Origin of the sequence: Buttiauxella agrestis (assembly GCF_900446255.1) — a bacterium.
Lineage (GTDB): Bacteria > Pseudomonadota > Gammaproteobacteria > Enterobacterales > Enterobacteriaceae > Buttiauxella > Buttiauxella agrestis.
This window is the reverse complement of record NZ_UIGI01000001.1, coordinates 3,806,819-3,826,490: the sequence shown is the minus strand read 5'-3', so window position 1 is coordinate 3,826,490 and position 19,672 is coordinate 3,806,819. Positions and strand designations below refer to the sequence as shown.

The following is a 19,672-nucleotide window of genomic DNA, read 5'->3' as shown; positions in this document are numbered from 1 at the left end:
CGATAAAGCAATAAAAATGCCCCGCAACTGACGTCACAGGGCATTCAAGTTATAGACTACTTATTTTGGTGGAACGGTTAAGGCGTAACGATATTGAACCAGAAATCAAACTTATCCATATAACCCAGTACTTCATCCAGTTTTCCTGCATCCCCAGTGATTTTTACATCACCTTTGTCTTTCGCCTGTTGCAATGTTTCTTCTTTCAGCACAATGCGATTGAGCGTATCGCGTGAAACATTAATTGTGGCGTCAGCATGACTGGCTGCTGAATTTGGTGTGTGGTTAAGCACACCGTTTTCCAGTTCCAGTTTGTACTTCCCGCCCTGGTCGCCGAAGTTAAAGTTCAGCACCGCGTGGGCATTAGCCGCTTTCTCACCGTTGATATGCACGGCCATATAATCGAAGAACATTTCTGGCGTCATGGCGCGTACGGTATCCGGGCTTGCGGTATTTGGCGTTGCAGCTTTGACAACACCATTACGCAGTTCCTGTGCCCCAGACAAATAGAAGTTACGCCATGGGCCGGATTCTGCCTGATACCCCATTTGCTCCAGCGCATCGGCTTCCAGTTCACGTGCAGCCTTGTTATCGGGATCGGCAAATACGACTTTGCTCACGACCTGAGCCACCCAACGGTAATTACCCTGGCGGTAATCAGACTTCGCTTTTTGCAGAATGCTGTCTGCTCCGCCCATATATTCCACGAATTTCTTCGCTGATTGCTCTGGCGGCAGTTCATCAAGTGTTGCCGGGTTGCCATTGAACCAGCCGAGGTAGAACACATAGGTGGCTTTCACATCGTGGCTGACGGAACCGTAATATCCACGGCTTGCCCAGGTTTTCGCGAGGCTCGGTGGGAGCTTGAAGTTGGCTGCGATTTCATCGCGGGTCAGGCCTTCGTTCGCCATGCGCAACGTCTGGTCATTGATGTAGCGATACATATCGCGCTGGCCTTTCATCAGGTTGACGACATTTTCCTGACCCCAGGTTGGCCAGTGGTGCTGAGCGATAATGATTTCAGCATCGCTGCCCCAGCGATCAATGGCCGCATTAATATATTTAGACCATGCCAACGGATCGCGGATTTTCGCCCCGCGCAGAGAATACGTGTTGTGCAGCGTATGGGTGACATCTTCCGCTGCTTCTATCATCTTCTTCTCTTTGACATACCACAGCATTTCTGACGGCGCTTCTGAACCAGGCGCCATCATAAAGTCGTAGGTCAAACCATCAATCACTTCTTCCTGGCCGGTGTGAGTGATGTAGTTTGTTGGCGCCAGTAATGTCACTGTACCGGCTGAAGTGGTGGTACCCAGGCCCGCACCAACCTGGCCTTTTGCATCGGCAGGTAAAAGATTGCCATACATATAGCTCGCACGGCGGCTCATGGCATTACCCGCCATAATGTTCTCGTCAACTGCGGCACCCATAAAGCCTTGCGGAGCATAAAGTTTCACTTTACCCGCTTTGACATCAGCTTCATCTACCACACCCCGCACGCCACCGTAGTGGTCAACGTGGCTGTGGGTGAAAATAACCGCGACAACGGGTTTTTTACCGCGATTTTTGTAATACAGATCCATTGCCGTTTTAGCGGTTTCGGCAGAAACCAGCGGGTCGACAACGGTAATCCCGGTTTTACCTTCAATAATGGTCATATTGGAAAGGTCGAGGTTACGGATCTGGTAAACACCGTCGGTCACTTGAAATAGGCCACTAATATTAATTAGCTGGGACTGACGCCACAGGCTCGGGTTAACCGTCGCTGGTGCTTTGTCGCCCTCTTTAATAAAAGCGTACTGCTGCGGGTTCCAGATAACATTGCCTTTCTCGCCCTTTATAGCCTCTTGCGGGAGGGCGGCGATAAAGCCTTTATGCGCATTGGCAAAATCAGTTTTATCAGCAAAAGGCAGTTGATTGTAAAGTGCTTCATTCGCTTGTTTAGTTGCAGTTGTTGCATCTTTTGTTGGCGCTGGCGTTGCAGCGCTGACTGACAGCGTTGTCAGTAAGCCAGCAGCAATCAGGCTTGTGGCTATTAAATTCAGTCTCATTAATTCAACCTCTAAATTTAATAAAGTCTAAAAGATAAGAAATATTTTTTAGACTTCACTTTATTTTGAATAAACTGGTTTGAAAAACCTGTATGTTTACCACTTCGTCAATTTTAATCGATTACATAATGATGAAGTAGTACCATATGGGACTACAGTTTATTTTGCTATTTAGATGGAATTACGCCTTTCATTTTGTACAGACATTTTGTTTTGATGGCGCTATACTATAATTACTGATGATATATATTGGATGTGTTATGGCAGCTAGTTTCGAAAATATTCATCGTTATTATAAATCGCTGAACATGGAGCGTCAGGTTAATGATGTCTGCAAAAGTGGAGAGCCATTGATTTTTGCCGTAACTAAAAAATTAGATCTGACACCAGGTTTTATTTATGTTCCGGTTGAAGGTTCTGTTGCTATTCTACATGCAGAAAGTGAACTCACCATTGGCAATGCGATTGACTTTATGCCCATTGGTTTGATGGAGCGGTATTGTCCGCTACTGAGTTTTGAATACAAATGCATGACACCAGTGAAAGTCGTTAAAATTTCTTATGAGAACTTTGATAATATTTTCTTTCAAGGCACTGAAAATATGCAGGTATTATCAAATATTTTGATTTTCATGACCATTTTCTCTCTTGAATTACACGCTGAAAGAAAGCAACTCACCAGCTATCAAACAATCAAACCCATGTTGTACCGTTATCTCTACAGAGCTAAAATCTACCCCAAAGAAAGTGAAGGCCTGGCGAATTTTATTATACGGCGCACCAAATTATCTCGTACTCATGTATTCAGAGTGCTGGCAGATTTAAAAGAGGGTGGATATATTACTATGAAGAATGGAAAGCTGGTGTCAATAAATAAAGTCTTGCCGGATGGATACTAATGCTTGTAATAAATTACATGAGTATCGGTATTATCTGGACGCTCAAACCACCACTCTTCTCATATATTCATTCCCAGTTTGTGCCAGATTATCCCAAAGGGGTTTTAATCGTTCCAGGGCTGCACGCATTTGCGTCGGTTCAAGCGTGAACGGTAAACGTAAATATCGCTCAAATGCGCCGTCAGTTCCAAAACGAGGCCCTGCGCCAATGCGTATCCCGATTGACTCTGCACTTGCCGCGAATACCGTTGCCAGCGGTTTGGGTAATTCAATCCACCAGGACAGACCGCCTTGCGGCACGACGGTAATTTTCCACTCCGGGAACAGCTCTTTAATGGTTTGCGCGCAGGCGTCTCGGCGCTCTCGCAATAGTGCGCGGCGTTGAGGCAGGAAGGTTTCGGCTTCACTGAACAAGTGAATGGCGGCAAGTTGCTCAAGAACCGGTGAGCCTAAATCCAATGAATCGCGGATTTGAATCAGAGACGCAATGGTTCGCGTGCTGGCGCGTATCCAGCCCAGGCGCAAACCGCCCCAGAAACTTTTCCCGGCAGAACCCAACGTAATCACCCGGTCTGCATCGTCGAAAGCGGCGAGCGGTGGCGGCGGAGGGGCTTCGTACCACAGGTCGACCATGGTTTCATCGGCCACAATGGTGGTGCGCGTTCGGGCGGCAATCTCAGCGATAGCGGCACGCGTGGCAGCATCCATACAACGCCCGCTCGGGTTATGGAAATCGGCCAATAAATAGGCCAGGCGCGGCGATGTTTGTGCGATGGTTGCCGCCAGCCCATCCGTATCCCAACCGTCTTCGGTCAGGCTGACGGGAACAGCCCGGCACGATGCGCCCTTAATGGCTGAAAGCGCCATCGGGTATGTGGGATTATCGATAACCACACGGTCGCCAGGCCCGGTCAGTAAGCGCAGAATCAGGCCAAAACCACTTAGCGCACCGTTGACGATCATAATCTGATCGGCAGTTGTCGGTAGCCCGCGTGCAGCGTAGCGTTGCGCGATAACGTCGCGCAGTTCAGGCAAACCTTGCTGATTGTAACCGGTGCTGCCGAGATGTTCTGGCAGCGCAATTAGGGCATTCGCATAGGCCTGATGAATCTCCGGCCCGGCGCTGAGTGCGGCGGTCGATAAATCCAGCGTGGCGGCACGTCCTGTCAGCGGTGAAACAGTTTGCCCGCTTTCTGGCAGCATCGTGACCGAACCCGACCCCTGGCGGCTTGCCAGATAACCTTCATCACGCAGTTGCGCCAGAGCCGTTGCTACCGTCGTGCGGCTAATCCCCAGCGCTGTAGCCAGCTCGCGCTCCCCTGGCAGGCGGCTATCCAACGGCAGGCGACCATCCAGAATCAACAGCCGTAGCCCGTCCGCCAGTTGCCGATAAACGGGCGTACGCGGTAAATCCTGATGCCAGTTCCCCAGCAATTTTACCAGTGATGACGAACCCGTTCTGCGCTGTGCCATAGCAATCCACTTTGTGATAACTGGACCTTAATATCATATCCATTTTGTATAAAAGTAAAGCCATAACAGATTTCTGAGGTAAAGATCATGATCGCTCGTCGCTTGCTGCAACTGTACACCGGACTGGTGTTGTACGGAGTTTCCACGGCTATGTTCGTGCGGGCAAATTTGGGCGCCGATCCCTGGAACGTATTCCACCTTGGCGTGGCGCGGATCTTTTCTTTAAATATTGGCATGGTGATGATCGTGGTTGGGGCGCTGGTGTTGCTGCTGTGGATCCCGCTGCGCCAGAAACCGGGCCTGGGGACAGTCAGCAACGTGATCGTGCTCGGCCTTGCTGCGGATGCAGCGCTAGCACTGATGCCGCCGGTTGAATCGTTAGTGGCACGCAGTTTTTTACTGCTGGCGGCCATTCTGGTCAATGCGATAGCGACCGGTATGTACATTGGCGCCGGGTTTGGTTCCGGCCCACGCGATGGTCTGATGACCGGGATTAACGCCCGTACCGGCTGGTCAGTGCGCAGTGTGCGAACGGCGATTGAGTTAACGGTTTTACTGGCGGGATGGCTGATGGGTGGCACATTTGGCGTCGGCACCGTGTTATATGCGCTGGCCATTGGCCCGCTTATTCAACTCTGTTTGCCGTGGTTTCGCATTCATATTCAGCGGGAAAAAAGCCTGGTCGAACCGACTGTTGTGCCCTAATGTGGATGAAAAACACACCATCTGATGAGGTAGCAATGCACAACAAGGTCATGAGTAACGCGGCGGCGAACTGGAATAGCTATCAACTGGCTGAAATTCTTTCTCATTGTTTTGAAGGATATTTAGTCCCTTTTACCATTGATGGTGAAACCTTCGCGTCGCGTTTTAGTGCCGAAGATATCAGTTTTAATGACAGCAGAGTCTGGACGCAAGACGGTGTCCCGAAAGCGCTGGCAATCATTACTCGCCGTGGGCAAACCAGCCGCCTGGCGGCATTTGCACTTCGCCCTGAATTACGCGGTCAGGGCTTTGGCAAACAGTTCATGCAGCAATTAATCGATGAAGCGCGTGCGCGTGGCGATAAAAAGATGTGGCTGGAGGTGATTGTCGGTAACGACGGCGGGCTGGCGCTGTATGAACGCATGGGGTTTGTGCGCCAGCAGACACTGGTGGGGTTCAATGCGGTGAATTCGACGCTGTTTACCGAAACGGGCGAGCTGCAAGAAATCGACCCGATGGTCATGGCGAGAAAAATGATGACGGATTCCCGTCAGCGTTTGCCGTGGCTGACCGCCCCCGAGACGCTCTATAAATTACCCGGCAAGGCCTATGTGCTGAACGACGTGGCTTACGCGATGGTCGCGACTTCTCCCCAGCCGCCGCGAGTGCGTATGCTTTATGTTGAGCCAACAGCACGTGGTCAGGGGCAGGCCAAAAAATTGCTGACGCTTTTACGTGAGCGTTTCCCGGGGATTTTTACCGCCACGGCCATCCCGGAATCTTTCGCCCCACTTTTCGAAAGCAGCGGTTTCCGTCAGGATCCCTGTACGCAATATGAAATGCTGCTCAATCTTTAAGCAGGAAGCATTCATTCTTAACGACTAAACTTAACAATCGTAATCATCACGGGTAGAAATTATCTACCCGTATGATCTGCCGTACTTCCCACACCGTGGAGGTTCACAATGAGTTATGTTGATGGTTTCGTAGTTGCTGTACCCGCAGCAAAGAAGGATGAATACAAGCAGTTAGCCGCAAAAGCCGCACCGTTGTTTAAAGAATTTGGGGCGTTACGCGTTGTTGAATGCTGGGCTGACGATGTGCCCGATGGCAAGCTCACTGATTTTCGTATGGCAGTGAAAGCCGAAGAGAGTGAAGAAGTGGTGTTTAGCTGGATTGAGTACCCTTCCAAAGAAGTACGTGATGCCGCGAATGCGAAAATGATGTCTGACCCACGGATGAAAGAGTTTGGTGAGTCGATGCCGTTTGATGGCAAGCGTATGATTTATGGTGGCTTTGCGCCAATTCTTGACGAGTAGACTTTTCAATAAGTCAGGCAAGGGGTGACGCAGATATTATCCGCCTCACGCAGGAAGCCTGCGTCACCCGTATGATTACCCGCTAAATCTGTAATTCCCGTAATAATCCAAACGCCAGTTTCATATGCGCTTCGCTGACAATAAACGCCCGTAACTGTTGCGCCTCGTCATAGCCTTTGGCGATAAGTCCCTGTGGCTCGGCGGTGATTTGCCAGGTCAAATCACCGCGTTGCGTTTCCCCTGCCAGATGCAAAGGTAGCTCAGGCGTTTTCACCTTCACCAGCATTGCAGGAAGGCTCAGACCGTCTGCGGCTCCCAATAGATTTTTGGCAAGCGTCATCGCACTAAACTGAATCGGTTGCAGGAATGGCAGCACTTTGCCATCTATTTCCGCGCAATCACCCAGAGCGTAAATATTCTCATCTGACGTCTGCAACTGGCGATTTACCTCAATCCCCCGGTTCACCGCCAGCCCGGCATGCTGCGCCAGCCCAACGTTTGGACGCAGGCCGATCGCAGCCACCACCGCATCCACGCTGATAGTCCGCCCGTTGCTCAATGCAGCATTGATTCCCTGCGGTGTTTTATTCAGCGACTCAAGGCACTGGTTAAACAACAGTTCGACACCCATCTGGTTCAGTCGCTGCTGCAAACGGCTACTGACTTCCGCAGGTATCAGCGAGGCGAGCAGGTTGGAGGCGTTATCCACCAAAATAACCTGCTTCCCGGCGCGGCAAAAATCCATCGCCAGTTCTGTGCCAATCAAACCGCCGCCCAGAATCATCACGCGCTTCGCCTCGCGTAATGACGATTCGCAGGCCAGATATTCTTGTTGGCTATTGAGCGTGAGCATCAGCTCTTTGCCGTCAATCGGCGGGAGCAGGGCGCTCGAGCCGGTTGCCAGCACCAGTTTGTCGTACGGCCATTGCTGGTCGCCACATTTTACCAGGCGCTCGCGAGGATTAATTTCGGACACCCAACTGTTGGCATTGAGCGTTAAATTAAACTGCTCGGCAAACTCCCCGGCACGCTGCCGGGTGAGGTCGTCAGCACGTTGATTCAGACTGATGATATGGCTGAGATCGGGTTTGTTGTACTCGTCCATGCTGTCGGCGGCAATCATGCGTACAGGGATCTGCGCGTCATGCTTACGGATATTTTTGACCAGTTGACGGGCAGCAAAGCCCGAACCGACGATCACGATGCCATGTTTCATTTTGCCTCCGTTGCCAGCACATCAAAGACGTCTTTCCCCAATGAACATTCCGGGCATAAGAAGCTGTCTGGTACATCGCTCCACGGCGTTCCCGGTGCGACATCCTGCATCGGCTCGCCGGTTTGCGGATCGTAAATCCACTGGCAGACACTGCATTGCATTCGTGGGCCTAAATCAGCGCAGGTGGTCGTTTCAACCACGCTTTCTTGCGGTACGGAAGCGGGGGCAGAAACCAGCGGAGTTAACGCCCACTGACGGGCGATTTCACGGCCATGCTCGCGGCAGTTTTCCAGCGCATCAATATCCGGACGCCATTTCGCTTTCAAACTGAGCGACATTTCAAAACCGGCATCCTGCAAACGGGTGGAAAGACGGTCTACCGCGCCTCCGCTCCAGCCGTGGGAGCCGAAGGCGCTGCCGCGTTTATTGCGAAAACGCAGCCCGGTCATCTCCTCAACCAGACCGGCAATTTTTGGCATCATCACGTTATTCATCGTGGATGTTCCGGCCAGCACGCCTTTGGAGCGGAACACGTTTGTCAGAACTTCGTTTTTATCATGGCGAGCGACATTGAAAATTTTCACCGCTACGCGCGGGTCAACTTCCGTAATGCCTTGCGCAATTGCATCCGCCATCATGCGAGTGTTGTTGGACATGGTGTCGTAGAAAATCGTGATGCGATCTTCCTGATAATCCGCTGCCCACTTCAAATACAGCTCCACAATTTGCGTTGGGTTGTCGCGCCACACCACGCCATGGGATGTCGCAATCATATCCACCGGCAGATTGAAGCCGAGGATTTCAGTGATTTTCGGCGTCACCAGGCGGCTGAACGGGGTAAGAATGTTGGCGTAATAACGCTGGCATTGTTCGAACAATTCCACCTGATCAACTTCATCATTAAACAGATGTTCATCACAGTAATGCTGACCAAAGGCATCGTTACTGAACAGCACCGCATCGCCCGTCATGTACGTCATCATGCTGTCTGGCCAGTGCAGCATGGGGGTTTCAACGAAGATGAGTTGCTTGCCGTTGCCGATATCCAGACTGTCACCGGTTTTAACTACATTGAAATTCCATTCAGGATGATGGTGATGCCCGTTGATAGAGTCCACGCCGTTGGCAGTACAGTAAATTGGCGTGTTGGGTATCCGCGACATTAACTCAGTCAGTGCGCCTGCGTGGTCTTCTTCCGCATGGTTAATGATGATGTAATCAAGCGTATTCAGGTCAATTTCAGCCGCCAGATTTTGCACAAATTCGCGGCTGAACTTGTGGTCAACGGTATCAATCAGCACGGTTTTTTCTTCACGAATCAGGTAGCTGTTATAGCTGCTGCCTTTCAGTGTTTTATATTCGGTGCCATGAAAATCACGCACTTCCCAGTCACGTTGACCTACCCATTGGATGTTGTTTTTAACCTGAATCGCCATTGAAAATACCCTCAAAAAGAATTAAAAAAATGATGCTCGTATTTGATGTATTACAATCAGCGTGCCAACTTTTTAATCATTTGATTTTTATTGTTATTTATAAATACACTTAAAATTTAATTGTCATAAAGACAGTCATTAAAATTGTCTTTATGACAATAATTTTGTCATTTTGACCATTACGCGGTAACTTTAAACTTTCCCAATCTGGAGCCGCTAATGAGCCTGTCTATTACTTCCCTTGCCAATATCGCCATCGACCTGCAAAGCGGCATTTCTCACCAGGATCGTTTCGCCCGTTTGATTCGCACTTTGCGCCAGCTTTTAGGGGGGGATGCCACGGCATTATTGCGTTACGAAGCGCGGCAGTTTCGCCCGTTGGCGATTGATGGACTGGCGCAGGATGTGCTCGGCCGGCGTTTTGATTTGGACGCACATCCGCGCCTTGAGGCGATTGCCCGCGCGGGTGATGTGGTGCGTTTTCCGGCGGATAGCGAATTACCTGACCCTTACGATGGGCTGATTCCCGACCATACAGATTTAAAAGTGCATGCTTGCCTTGGACTGCCGCTGTTTGCCGATCAAAATTTGATTGGGGCGTTAACCGTTGACGGTATGGACCCGCTGCAATTCGACCATTTCAGTGATGAAGAGTTACGGTTAATTAGCGTGCTCGCCGCGGGAGCACTGAATAACGCGTTGCTGATGGAACAACTTGAAAATCAAACGCCTGCTGTGACGAGCGCCCCCATCAGCACGAAAAGCAGCAGCGCTGAAATGGTTGGTTTATCTGCGGGAATGGTGCAACTCAAGAAAGAGATCGAAATCGTTGCTGGCTCTGATTTGAATGTGCTGATCACCGGGGAAACTGGCGTTGGGAAAGAGCTGGTGGCGCGTGCTATTCACAGTGGCTCGGCGCGTGCGGCGAATCCACTGGTTTATCTCAACTGCGCGGCACTGCCGGAAAGCGTGGCGGAAAGTGAATTATTCGGCCATGTAAAAGGGGCGTTTACCGGAGCCATTCATCATCGAACCGGCAAGTTTGAAATGGCAGACAACGGCACGCTGTTCCTGGATGAAATCGGCGAGTTGCCATTAACATTACAGGCGAAATTGTTGCGGGTTTTACAATATGGCGATATTCAGCGCGTCGGCGATGACAGCAGCCAAAGAGTGAACGTGCGAGTGTTGGCGGCGACCAACCGTGACCTTAAGCAACATGTGCTGGCAGGGTCGTTTCGCGCCGATTTATTCCACCGTTTAAGCGTGTTTCCGCTGCATGTACCGCCACTGCGCGAGCGGGGCGATGACATCACTTTGCTGGCGGGGTTTTTCTGCGAGCAAAGCCGCGTGAAAATGGGACTCAAGCAGGTGGCTTTGAGCGAGGCTGCCCGTGATCTGCTCCGTCGATATGACTGGCCGGGGAATATTCGCGAACTGGAACATGCGCTTTATCGAGCCACGGTACTGGCGCGTTCAGGTAAGCCGGACGGTGAAATTTGGCTGCAACCGCAGCATTTCCAGTTAGCCGATAGTGAAACCAAATCCGTGAATCAGCCTGCGGTTTCAGCGCCGTTGGCGGATAATTTGCGCACCGCGACGGATGATTTCCAGCGTCAGATTATTATCAGCACTCTGGCGTCCTGCGCGGGGAATTGGGCGGCATGCGCCCGCCAGTTACAGCTGGATGTGGCGAATTTACACCGTCTGGCTAAGCGCCTGGGGGTTAAATAACCCGCTTATTTCGCCACTTTGGCGCGATAACTCTCAACCCATTGGATAAATTCATCTTTTGCCAGGGCTTTACTGAACAGCCAGCCCTGGCCGTACTGCACGCCTTGCTCACGTAACCAGGTGGCCTGGCTCGGGGTTTCAATCCCTTCGGCTACCATCAAAATACCCAATGCATTGGCCATTTCAATAATATGCGGTGTGACGTTTTTATATTCGAGGGCATCAACAAATGACTTGTCGATTTTAAGAATATCGACGTCAAGATCCTGCAAGTAACTCAGGCTTGAGTATCCCGTCCCGAAATCATCAATGTAGATGGCGTGTCCGGCTTGACGATATTGCGCAATGATCGGCGCAGTTATTTTTGGATCAGCAAAACCACGCTCAGTAATTTCAAATGCGATTTGTCCCGGCTTGACAGAATACCGAACCAAATAAGGCTGAATAACCTCCAGAATATGCAGGCTACGGACATCGCGTACACCTAAATTAACCGAAATATGGTGGTCAGGATGCTGGCAAAGCCACTCCCCAAGCTCGATAAATATTAACTCAATGACTTGTTCGGTTAATTGCGTCACTAACCCAGTCTGCTCTGCCAGGGGAATAAATGCATCCGGGTTAAGCATGGAACCATCTTGTTGCTGCCAGCGAATCAGGGCTTCAGCGCCAACACTTTCACCACTTTGCAGGTGGACAATAGGCTGATACACCACACTGATTTCATGATTTCTAATGGCATCCATCAGGCGATTACGCGGTGATAATAAACGCCGCAGAATACTAATCAGGAATATCCCCGCAGCAAGACTAATGACCAGACCGACGGGGAGCCAGATGAAAAGTTGTTCGTACCAGACGCCGTTCATCGGCTCTCGCGATGCCCAGGCAATCATGGCCAGCCCAAGATCGTTATCCCGGCGGATAATGTAAAAATCGTCGTCAGTCTGAAACTCGTCGAGGCCCTGGATAAGCGGAGCGCGCCATTCATCAGGGACAAAATGGCTATTGCTGGCAATCAGCTGGTTTTTACCCAAGCCCACCATGGCGATATTTAAGGTATATTTTCCGAACGGCAGGATATCAATAAACGACATCGGATCGACAAGCGCCAGATGAGGCAGTTTCCCGATATACACCATTTTCCGTTTAAATCCCGGTGTGGGTGGGGTGGTGTACCAGGCATTAAAACCATTAGCGCCAACGCGATCCGGTTTGCCAATTAAATTGTTGTTTTCGTAAGACACCAGTGACGTGCACAGAATGTGGTTTTTATCCTGAAACATGACTTCTTGCACGTAGCGATATTTAAGCGCGATGCGATGCATGGCTTCTGCATGGGCTTTTGAACACGTATTATCATCGACCAGGTTGATTTCATCTACGGCCGCAACTGCCTGATCGATGACTTTGCTGGTGCGATACATGGCGTGATCGGCAAATTCGGCTAATTCCTCGTGGAAAACCTCTTCAGCATTACGATGCGCGAAATAGACGCTGAGAAGAATAGGGGACAGAACTGCCAGAATCAGTACACCGCTTACCAGGCTTATGAGCTTGCGAGATGTCATTCTTTTAGATCCGTTAAGAGGTTAGTTTTTATAATGGTTTCCATAGACGAGGTTAGTCTATCTCAGCTCAAGACGGGATGTTATGTTTTACTCCAAACTGGACTATTTAAACATCACGCAATTCAGCGACTGGTGAATCGGACATGAAGAAAAAAGAGTTTGTTATCCAGGATCTGTTAAGCAAAATTTACCAGCACAATGATAATCAGCGGCGCAAATTACCGCCCGAGCGCCAGCTTGCCGCGGAATATGATGTTTCGCGTTTCACTATTCGCAAAGCGTTGGAAAAACTGGTCAGCATTGGCGTCGTCGAAATTATACAAGGCTCGGGTATCTGGATTAATCCGCAGGCACGTAATAATCCGCTGGTTTATAACTCCATCACTGAAAAGCGTTTCGACCAGATGACTTTCCGGATGGTGAATCTGCATAAAAAATTACCCGGTCTTGAGGAGCAGCAGGTATTTGGTCTGGGGGCCGATGAGTATATCTGGCAGTTTTGCCGCCTGCGCTATGTCGATAATCAGAAAGTACAAATCGAAATATCACGCATGCCGGTTAAGGATTTTCCTGATTTGAATCAGAAAGTTATTGAACGGTCGATTCAACAATATGTGCTGAGTAAAGGCTTTCGTATCTCACATTTATTAACCAGTTATCAGGCTGTAGCAATTAACAAAGAACAGTCAGTATTGCTGGAGTGTAAAAAGGGCAGCCCGGCGATGCGCATCATCAACCGGGGAATTCTTGAAGGGGGACGCGTGTTCGAAATTAGCGATATCGTTGATATCAATTATTCCTGCACCTACGTCACCCCCTATAACCACGACAATTTAGCTTATCGCCAGGGAACTCAAGGCGTGTGAATCGCGCCATTGGGTAAGCGGCTTTGCGTCCACTCGTGCGGGCGATATTCCACCGGGAAGGCTTCTGCTTTTTGCTGGTCGAACCCGACACCAATACCCGGTTTTTCCAGTGGGTAAATATACCCTTGCTCCGCAACGGGGGCGCCCGGGAACACGGATTCAGTATTTGGTTTGTTCGGAATGAATTCCTGAATAGCGGCATTATGCAGATGAATATTTAAATGGGTATTCACGGCAACCCCAATCGGCGTCATGTCTGACGGGCCATGCCAGGCGAGGCGCACGCCAAATGCCTGGCAAAGAACCGCGAGCTTCAGCGCAGGCGTAATCCCACCAATTTGTGAAACGTGGCAGCGAATAAAATCGATGCGTCGATTCACAATCAAATCATGCCATTCAGCCGGGTTATTGAATAACTCGCCCATCGCCAGCGGAACAGAGGAATGCGCACGAACCTGTTCTAACCAGGCACTTTGCTGAGGCGGCAGAATATCTTCGATAAACCACGGCTGGTAGGGTTCCAGCGCTTTTGCCAGTTGCACCGCTTGTTGTGGAAACAGGCGTTCATGCACATCATGAAGAATATGGAATTGGTTGCCGTATTTCTCACGCAGCGCTTTAAACATCGCCACCGTGTTGGCCATGTATTCATCCTGGTCATAATAGGCGCCCGGCGTCGGGGATTTTGTGGCATGTAAACCCTGCGGTGTGCCGCCATAAAAGCCAAGCTGGCAGCGGATGTAGCGATAACCCTGCGCCAGCAGTTTGTCGACTTCGAGATATAAACCTTCCAGCGTTTCACTGGCGGCGTGGCTATAGGCCGCAATAGCGTCCTTCGATTTGCCACCAAACAGCTGATACAGCGGCATATTGGCAAGCTGGCCCTTGATATCCCACAGGGCCATATCTACACCCGCAATTGCGTTGTTGATGACCGGGCCGTTGCGCCAGTAGGCGTTCACCGTCATCATTTGCCACAGGTCTTCGATGTTATTGGCATCGCGCCCGATGAGCAGCGGTTTGAGGTACTCATCAACCATGGTTTTTACCGCAAGTGGGCGCTGCTGGAAGGTGGCGCAACCCAGGCCGGTGACGCCTTTATTGGTCGTCACGCGCACAGTCACCAGGTTATGACGATCGGGGCGTGTAATAAAGCATTCGATATTTTCAATAATGGTTGGTAGCACGAGATTACTCCAAACGCGTTTTAATAACGGTCAATTGCTTATCAGATTTAAGGCTTCTGTTTATTACTATCACCTTATTTTTGAGTGCCGGTAAATCATTTTTTTTGCTTATTTTTATTGGTCAGGAAAAGGGGCTTGATGTGTGATAAAACCATACCAATTTGTACTGTAATGCTGTTTTATGCCTTTCATGGCGGCTAAATGTGACAGTGGTCAAAGTTTATTGGTTTGTTTTCATGGTTGTGATTCCCTAACATCAATGGCATTCAACACATAACAATAAGCAATTCTTTGGGAGTGACAGATGGGGACTCGTGATGCCATTAATAATATTATTCACCTGATTGGCGGTGCGGATAATATTAGTAAGGCCTGGCACTGTATGACGCGCTTGCGCTTCTCTCTGGTCGATGAAAATAAGATTGATCAGTCTGCAATTAAAAAAATACCGGGTGTTCTGGGGGCACAAATCCAGAGCGACCAATTTCAGATCATTATTGGCCCACAGGTCAATACCTGGTACGAACAACTGACCACGGCGCTCGGTTCATCGCCTGAACAAACCGCTCAGGCTGGCGAGAAGAAAACGCGCAAAAGCCTGGTGTCGATGTTTATGGATACCGTGTCGGGCGTGTTTGGCCCGATTGTCCCCGCTATCGCTGGCGCCGGGATGATCAAAGGCCTGCTGGCAGGATTGATTGCACTTAAAATGGTTTCGGCTAAAAGCGATACGGTTATCGTCATCGATTTGATTGCCAGTGGGGTGTTCTATTTTTTACCGTTCTTCCTCGCCATTTCCGCCGCTCGTATCTTCAAAACCAACGAGTACCTGGCTGCTGCGGTAGCCGCCTGTTTGATGTATCCGTCGCTGATTGAAGCGGCAAAATCGCTGGCAAGTCATGCGCCGAATGCCGTTGATGCGTTCTACTTTTTGAACGTGGTGCCTATTTCTGTCTTCAACTACGCATCGAGTGTGATTCCGGTTATTTTCTCAGTGCTGGCATTGAGTTACATCCACCGTTGGGTGGATAGATTTATGCCGGACGTGCTGAAAACCGTCTTTACGCCAACGCTCACGTTGTTCCTGGCCGCCCTGGTTGCACTGGTGGTGATCGGGCCGATGGGGATTTATCTGGGTAAAGCACTCGCGTGGTTTATTGAAGGGCTGTTTGGAGTTTCGGCAAGTTTCGCCGGACTGGTCGTGGGGGCCATTCGCCCGGTGGCGATTTTAACCGGTATGCATCACGCGATGACGCCTATTGCGCTGCAAAACTTCACTGACCGTGGTTATGACATGCTGATGCCGATGATGTTTATGGCAAATATGGCGATTGCCGGTTCGACGTTTGCTATCTGGATGCAAAGTAAATCACGTGAAGAGCGGGCCGTTGTGTTACCTGCGGCGATTTCTGCCCTGCTGGGGATTACCGAACCTGCGTTATTTGGCGTGCTGACACGCTATAAGAAAGCGTTTATTGCCGCCACTGTGGCAAGCTCCATCGCCTCGGCGTTTATCGCCTTCTTCGGTGTTCGCTTGTATGGCTATATTTTATCGAGCATTTTTAGCCTGCCCGCGTATATCGGCCCGTATTTTATCTTTGCTTTAATGGGCGTGGCGCTGGCATTGGGATTGTCGTTTACGTTGACCACTTTGCTGGTACGTGAGAAGGCTTGAAAAACTGGCGGATGACGCCTGGTTGGATAAGCGTCATCCGACGCTTTAACGCCGGTGCGCGAGGCGGCGCACCAGGCGGTCACCAATACTTTGCACAAGCTGAACCATTACCACCAGAATCACCACAGTGCCAAACATCACCTGGTCATTAAAGCGCTGATAACCATAACGAATCGCAAGGTCGCCCAGGCCGCCCCCGCCAATAACGCCCGCCATAGAAGAAAAACCAATCAGCATCACAACGGTGAGTGTGATACCGGCCAGCAATGCGGGTAACGCTTCGGGCAACAGCACTTTGCCGATGATATGCCACACATTGCCGCCCATCGATAAAATGGCTTCAATGCGGCCTTTATCAACTTCATCCAGCGCATTTTCGACCACCCGTGCAAAGAACGGGAATGCGCCAATGGTAATCGGCACCACCGCTGCGGTGCTGCCCAGCGTGGTGCCGACGATTAATCGCGTGAAGGGGATCAGGGCAATCAGCAGCACAATAAAGGGCAGCGAGCGCCCGACATTCACCACGCTACCGATAATCTGATTCAGTTTTGGTGCGGGCAACACGCCATCGCGACGAGTGAGAAATAACAGCACGCCCAACGGCAAACCGATAATCACCGTAAACAGAGCCGCTAGCCCCACCATGTAAAGCGTGTCGAGCGTGCCGTCGAGCAGCAATGGCCATAAATCTTCCCAGGCTAAGCGACTTCGCATAACACTCTCCCTGAAACGCCGAGTCGGCGTAAAAATGCTTTTTCTGCCGCGTCGCCGGGGAGCAATGCCTGGCGCAGGCGGGAATAGGGGCTAACCAGTAAATCAGACAGCGAGCCGCTTTCGACTAACTTGCCGTTCTCAAGTAATGCCGCGTGATCGCAAATCGCCTTAACGACCTCAAGTTGATGGGTAATCAGCACGATGGTGACGCCCAGTTTGCGATTAATGTCCATCAGCAACGCCAGCACAGACGCGGTGGTTTCGCTATCTAACGCGCTGGTCGCCTCATCGCAAAGCAGCACGTCGGGGTGAGCGGCGAGAGCGCGGGCAATTCCCACGCGCTGTTTTTGCCCGCCAGACAGTTGCGAGGGGAAAGCGTGGGCTTTATCACTCAGACCCACTAATTCGAGCAACTCATGAACCCGTTGCTGGCGTATTTCACGCGGCTGCCCGGCGATTTCCAGCGGGACGGAAATATTGTCCGCCACGTTTCGGGCATGAATTAAATTAAAATGCTGGAACACCATTCCTGTGCGCTGGCGATGAGCGCGCAGCTCGCGATTATTCAGCGTAGTGATATCCACATCGTGCATCAGAATGCGGCCCGACGTGGGCCGCTCCAGCAAGTTTAAACAGCGAATCAAGGTGCTTTTCCCGGCGCCACTCCGCCCGAGAATGCCGTAGATTGCGCCATCTGGCACAGTCAGTGAGACATCATCCAGTGCCGGTTGGCCTCCTCCGGCATACACTTTGCTCAGCCGTTCAAGCATAATCATGACTGTGGCGTGGCAACCGGAATGACAGAACCGTTGAACTGCGTACGAATAAATTCAGCAACCTGCGGTGATTGCAGATCTTTCGCCAGTTCTTTGATGCGCGGATCGTTGGCCAAATTCGGGTTCGTCACCAGGATATTGGCGTATGGATTATGCGTCGCACTTTCCAGTCCCAGCGCGTCTTTTGACGGCGTTAAACCGGCTTCCAGCGCGTAGTTACCGTTGATCACCGCCAGATCCACATCATCAAGTGAACGCGGTAATTGCGGCGCTTCGATTTCAACAATCTTCAGATGTTTTGGGTTACTGGCGATGTCACGCGGCGTGGCCTGGTTTTGCGCCGCATCTTTAAATTCCGGCTTCAGGGTGATTAATCCTTTGTCTTGTAACAAATAAAGAGCGCGACTCAGGTTGGTGACGTTATTAGGTAGCGCGAGGGTGGCGTTATCCGGCACGGATTTCAGATCTTTGTATTTGTGCGAATAAATCCCCAGCGGTTCAATATGAACGGTGGCGGCAACGGCGAATTTTTTACCCAACGCTTTTTCCTGGTCGCGTAAGTACGGCACATGCTGGAAGTAGTTAGCATCGACATCGCCATTTGCCAGCAATTCGTTGGCGTTCACGCCATTACTCAGCTCCACCACTTTGAGTTTTAAATTAGGATCGAGTTTTTGCACGAAGGCCAGAATTTCTGCATGTGGCACTGCATCTGCGGCAATGCGTAAGGTTTCTGCGGCGTGAGCGCTGAAAGCCAGAGTCAAAGACAGCGCGACCCCTGCCAGTTTAAAAACGGCATTTTTCATGGTGTTTTCCTTTAATGTTTAAGCGATGAGTTCAGTGCTGTTACGCAAGACATCCGGGTAATAACGTTCTGCCACGTCAGGGTGCGAACGCAGGCGGCCTTTTAAATAGTTCCAGCCGACGTCACGGAGCAATGGATTGAGCGGATCGCTCTCCGGCCCTAAAGCTTGCTGCGCCAGTTCAGGCGGCAGTGCGTAAACCGGCACGACGGCGTCGAGTTGAGCGCCGAGGAAAAAGGCGATGGACTGGCGTTCTTGCCCCGGTGGTGGCGAAATCACACGGTGAACCGTGGCACGTAAATAGCCGTTGGTCGCAAGCTCCAGCAACTCACCAATATTCACCACAAAACTACCGGGCAGTGGTGCGGCATCTATCCAGTTATCAGGCGTGACTTCTACCTGCAAACCTTGCTGTTGGTCTTGCAGTAAAAAGCTCAGGAAGCCGGAATCTTTATGCGCCCCCACACCCTGATTGCTATCCGTTGCGGATTTGCCCGGATAGCGAATCAATTTGATGTGCTCGTTGGGCTTGTTGCCATAGAGATTGTCGAAGCTGTCAGCCGGTAATTTCAGCGCCAGAGCAAAGGTGCGCAACAGTTTGAGTGCGACGGCAGTCATCTCGCGTTGAAACTGCAAAAGGGTAGGTTTCAGGCTTGGTTGCGATTCCGGCCACAGGTTTGGCCCTTGCAGCCGCAGCCAGCCGGGTTGAGATTCATTGATGGAAAGTGCCTGGCGTTCAGCACCGATATCAAACTGTTCGCGCCAATCAGGTTTGCCACGCGTTAATTCACTGGCGGCGCGGTTATAACCGCGAAAGTGAGGAGAGTGGATCATCGCCACTTTCTGCTTTTCAGCTTCTGGCAACGTGAAAAACTGCTGGGCTTCATCCTGAACCGCCTGTTGCAGTTCGGGGCTAATGCCGTGGTTAATTAAATAGAAGAAACCGATATCACGAGCCGCCAGGCGCAGTTGTTCAAGAAAAGCAGCGCGGTCAGTGGCTGTACCCTCAAGGGCTAAGAGATCGAGTATTGGCAATGCCTGGATCGTTGTTTTGCTCATCATGGACTCCGCTTATTTCAGATGTTTTCTTGATACGTTCTGATTTTCTCGCCCGACAACAACAATACTGATTCATGATTTATCCCTTCTGAAACGATGTGGTGTTCATGGAAGTTACATTGCCGCAAGCGTGTCACGCCGCCCAATATTGTTATCTTCTAAGTTATCGCGGTGCGGGGTTC

Annotated in this window: 17 protein-coding genes; 7 read left to right on the top strand and 10 right to left on the bottom strand. The window is 50.7% G+C overall.

Going from position 1 to position 19,672, the window contains the following annotated elements:
- Positions 1–77 precede the first annotated feature (77 nt).
- Entirely contained in the window at positions 78–2,054 is a 1,977-nt protein-coding gene (locus DY231_RS18045) for an alkyl/aryl-sulfatase (RefSeq protein WP_115630504.1), read from the bottom strand.
- 260 nt (positions 2,055–2,314) lie between these two features.
- On the opposite strand from DY231_RS18045, the gene DY231_RS18040 reads away from it, so the two are divergent.
- On the top strand, positions 2,315–2,953 hold the full coding sequence (locus tag DY231_RS18040; protein WP_115630502.1) for a helix-turn-helix domain-containing protein: 639 nt from the start codon (positions 2,315–2,317) through the stop codon (positions 2,951–2,953).
- A 42-nt stretch (positions 2,954–2,995) separates the two neighbouring features.
- Here the strand turns inward: DY231_RS18040 and yczR are convergent, their stop codons facing one another.
- The gene (gene yczR / locus DY231_RS18035) at positions 2,996–4,426 is read right to left on the bottom strand and encodes a MocR-like transcription factor YczR (protein WP_115630500.1); all 1,431 of its coding nucleotides are present in this window, start codon (positions 4,424–4,426) and stop codon (positions 2,996–2,998) included.
- Between the two features lie 90 nt (positions 4,427–4,516).
- On the opposite strand from yczR, the gene yczE reads away from it, so the two are divergent.
- The 3 genes from yczE to DY231_RS18020 all read left to right on the top strand — a co-directional run bounded on the left by yczE (position 4,517) and on the right by DY231_RS18020 (position 6,450).
- Positions 4,517–5,131 carry a membrane protein YczE gene (gene yczE, locus DY231_RS18030; protein WP_115631887.1) on the top strand — a complete coding sequence of 205 codons (615 nt, stop codon included), beginning with the start codon at positions 4,517–4,519 and terminating at the stop codon, positions 5,129–5,131.
- A 35-nt stretch (positions 5,132–5,166) separates the two neighbouring features.
- Positions 5,167–5,988, top strand: coding sequence for a GNAT family N-acetyltransferase (locus tag DY231_RS18025; RefSeq protein WP_115631886.1), 822 nt, complete (start codon positions 5,167–5,169; stop codon positions 5,986–5,988).
- A gap of 108 nt (positions 5,989–6,096) precedes the next feature.
- On the top strand, positions 6,097–6,450 hold the full coding sequence (locus DY231_RS18020; protein ID WP_115630498.1) for a DUF1428 domain-containing protein: 354 nt from the start codon (positions 6,097–6,099) through the stop codon (positions 6,448–6,450).
- An 82-nt stretch (positions 6,451–6,532) separates the two neighbouring features.
- Here the strand turns inward: DY231_RS18020 and norW are convergent, their stop codons facing one another.
- Both norW and norV read right to left on the bottom strand, forming a co-directional pair.
- Positions 6,533–7,666 carry an NADH:flavorubredoxin reductase NorW gene (gene norW / locus DY231_RS18015; RefSeq protein ID WP_115630496.1) on the bottom strand — a complete coding sequence of 378 codons (1,134 nt, stop codon included), beginning with the start codon at positions 7,664–7,666 and terminating at the stop codon, positions 6,533–6,535.
- On the bottom strand, positions 7,663–9,102 hold the full coding sequence (norV, locus tag DY231_RS18010; protein ID WP_115630494.1) for an anaerobic nitric oxide reductase flavorubredoxin: 1,440 nt from the start codon (positions 9,100–9,102) through the stop codon (positions 7,663–7,665). Before norV ends, norW begins: the two co-directional genes overlap by 4 nt.
- A gap of 219 nt (positions 9,103–9,321) precedes the next feature.
- Between norV and norR the strand changes: the two genes are divergently transcribed.
- Positions 9,322–10,836, top strand: coding sequence for a nitric oxide reductase transcriptional regulator NorR (norR, locus tag DY231_RS18005; RefSeq protein WP_115630492.1), 1,515 nt, complete (start codon positions 9,322–9,324; stop codon positions 10,834–10,836).
- Between the two features lie 5 nt (positions 10,837–10,841).
- Here the strand turns inward: norR and pdeB are convergent, their stop codons facing one another.
- Entirely contained in the window at positions 10,842–12,407 is a 1,566-nt protein-coding gene (pdeB, locus tag DY231_RS18000; protein ID WP_115630490.1) for a cyclic di-3',5'-guanosine monophosphate phosphodiesterase PdeB, read from the bottom strand.
- A gap of 143 nt (positions 12,408–12,550) precedes the next feature.
- Between pdeB and DY231_RS17995 the strand changes: the two genes are divergently transcribed.
- The gene (locus DY231_RS17995; protein ID WP_115630488.1) at positions 12,551–13,273 is read left to right on the top strand and encodes a GntR family transcriptional regulator; all 723 of its coding nucleotides are present in this window, start codon (positions 12,551–12,553) and stop codon (positions 13,271–13,273) included.
- Here the strand turns inward: DY231_RS17995 and DY231_RS17990 are convergent.
- Positions 13,261–14,460, bottom strand: a complete 1,200-nt coding sequence (locus tag DY231_RS17990; protein WP_115630486.1) for an enolase C-terminal domain-like protein — start codon at positions 14,458–14,460, stop codon at positions 13,261–13,263. The two genes, DY231_RS17995 and DY231_RS17990, sit on opposite strands and share 13 nt — an antisense overlap.
- A 304-nt stretch (positions 14,461–14,764) precedes the next feature.
- Between DY231_RS17990 and DY231_RS17985 the strand changes: the two genes are divergently transcribed.
- On the top strand, positions 14,765–16,135 hold the full coding sequence (locus DY231_RS17985) for a PTS transporter subunit EIIC (RefSeq protein ID WP_115630484.1): 1,371 nt from the start codon (positions 14,765–14,767) through the stop codon (positions 16,133–16,135).
- Between the two features lie 45 nt (positions 16,136–16,180).
- Here DY231_RS17985 and DY231_RS17980 read toward each other — a convergent pair whose 3' ends face one another.
- Genes DY231_RS17980 through DY231_RS17965 form a run of 4 tightly spaced genes read right to left on the bottom strand, consistent with a single transcriptional unit; the run spans position 16,181 to position 19,490 of the window.
- Positions 16,181–16,852, bottom strand: coding sequence for a methionine ABC transporter permease (locus DY231_RS17980; RefSeq protein ID WP_115630482.1), 672 nt, complete (start codon positions 16,850–16,852; stop codon positions 16,181–16,183).
- Positions 16,837–17,628 carry a methionine ABC transporter ATP-binding protein gene (locus DY231_RS17975; protein ID WP_115630480.1) on the bottom strand — a complete coding sequence of 264 codons (792 nt, stop codon included), beginning with the start codon at positions 17,626–17,628 and terminating at the stop codon, positions 16,837–16,839. The genes DY231_RS17980 and DY231_RS17975 overlap by 16 nt, the downstream gene beginning before the upstream one ends.
- Positions 17,625–18,434, bottom strand: coding sequence for a MetQ/NlpA family ABC transporter substrate-binding protein (locus tag DY231_RS17970; protein ID WP_115630478.1), 810 nt, complete (start codon positions 18,432–18,434; stop codon positions 17,625–17,627). Before DY231_RS17970 ends, DY231_RS17975 begins: the two co-directional genes overlap by 4 nt.
- Before the next feature lie 18 nt (positions 18,435–18,452).
- The gene (locus DY231_RS17965; RefSeq protein WP_115630476.1) at positions 18,453–19,490 is read right to left on the bottom strand and encodes an isopenicillin N synthase family dioxygenase; all 1,038 of its coding nucleotides are present in this window, start codon (positions 19,488–19,490) and stop codon (positions 18,453–18,455) included.
- Positions 19,491–19,672: the final 182 nt, after the last annotated feature.

What these genes read in the sequence shown, in the direction of transcription:
- DY231_RS18045 (WP_115630504.1), bottom strand. Translation starts at nt 2,054, where the DNA reads ATGAGACTGAATTTAATAGCCACAAGCCTGATTGCTGCTGGCTTACTG.
- DY231_RS18040 (WP_115630502.1), top strand. Translation starts at nt 2,315, where the DNA reads ATGGCAGCTAGTTTCGAAAATATTCATCGTTATTATAAATCGCTGAAC.
- yczR (WP_115630500.1), bottom strand. Translation starts at nt 4,426, where the DNA reads ATGGCACAGCGCAGAACGGGTTCGTCATCACTGGTAAAATTGCTGGGG.
- DY231_RS18025 (WP_115631886.1), top strand. Translation starts at nt 5,167, where the DNA reads ATGCACAACAAGGTCATGAGTAACGCGGCGGCGAACTGGAATAGCTAT.
- DY231_RS18020 (WP_115630498.1), top strand. Translation starts at nt 6,097, where the DNA reads ATGAGTTATGTTGATGGTTTCGTAGTTGCTGTACCCGCAGCAAAGAAG.
- norW (WP_115630496.1), bottom strand. Translation starts at nt 7,666, where the DNA reads ATGAAACATGGCATCGTGATCGTCGGTTCGGGCTTTGCTGCCCGTCAA.
- norV (WP_115630494.1), bottom strand. Translation starts at nt 9,102, where the DNA reads ATGGCGATTCAGGTTAAAAACAACATCCAATGGGTAGGTCAACGTGAC.
- norR (WP_115630492.1), top strand. Translation starts at nt 9,322, where the DNA reads ATGAGCCTGTCTATTACTTCCCTTGCCAATATCGCCATCGACCTGCAA.
- pdeB (WP_115630490.1), bottom strand. Translation starts at nt 12,407, where the DNA reads ATGACATCTCGCAAGCTCATAAGCCTGGTAAGCGGTGTACTGATTCTG.
- DY231_RS17995 (WP_115630488.1), top strand. Translation starts at nt 12,551, where the DNA reads ATGAAGAAAAAAGAGTTTGTTATCCAGGATCTGTTAAGCAAAATTTAC.
- DY231_RS17985 (WP_115630484.1), top strand. Translation starts at nt 14,765, where the DNA reads ATGGGGACTCGTGATGCCATTAATAATATTATTCACCTGATTGGCGGT.
- DY231_RS17980 (WP_115630482.1), bottom strand. Translation starts at nt 16,852, where the DNA reads ATGCGAAGTCGCTTAGCCTGGGAAGATTTATGGCCATTGCTGCTCGAC.
- DY231_RS17975 (WP_115630480.1), bottom strand. Translation starts at nt 17,628, where the DNA reads ATGATTATGCTTGAACGGCTGAGCAAAGTGTATGCCGGAGGAGGCCAA.
- DY231_RS17970 (WP_115630478.1), bottom strand. Translation starts at nt 18,434, where the DNA reads ATGAAAAATGCCGTTTTTAAACTGGCAGGGGTCGCGCTGTCTTTGACT.
- DY231_RS17965 (WP_115630476.1), bottom strand. Translation starts at nt 19,490, where the DNA reads ATGAGCAAAACAACGATCCAGGCATTGCCAATACTCGATCTCTTAGCC.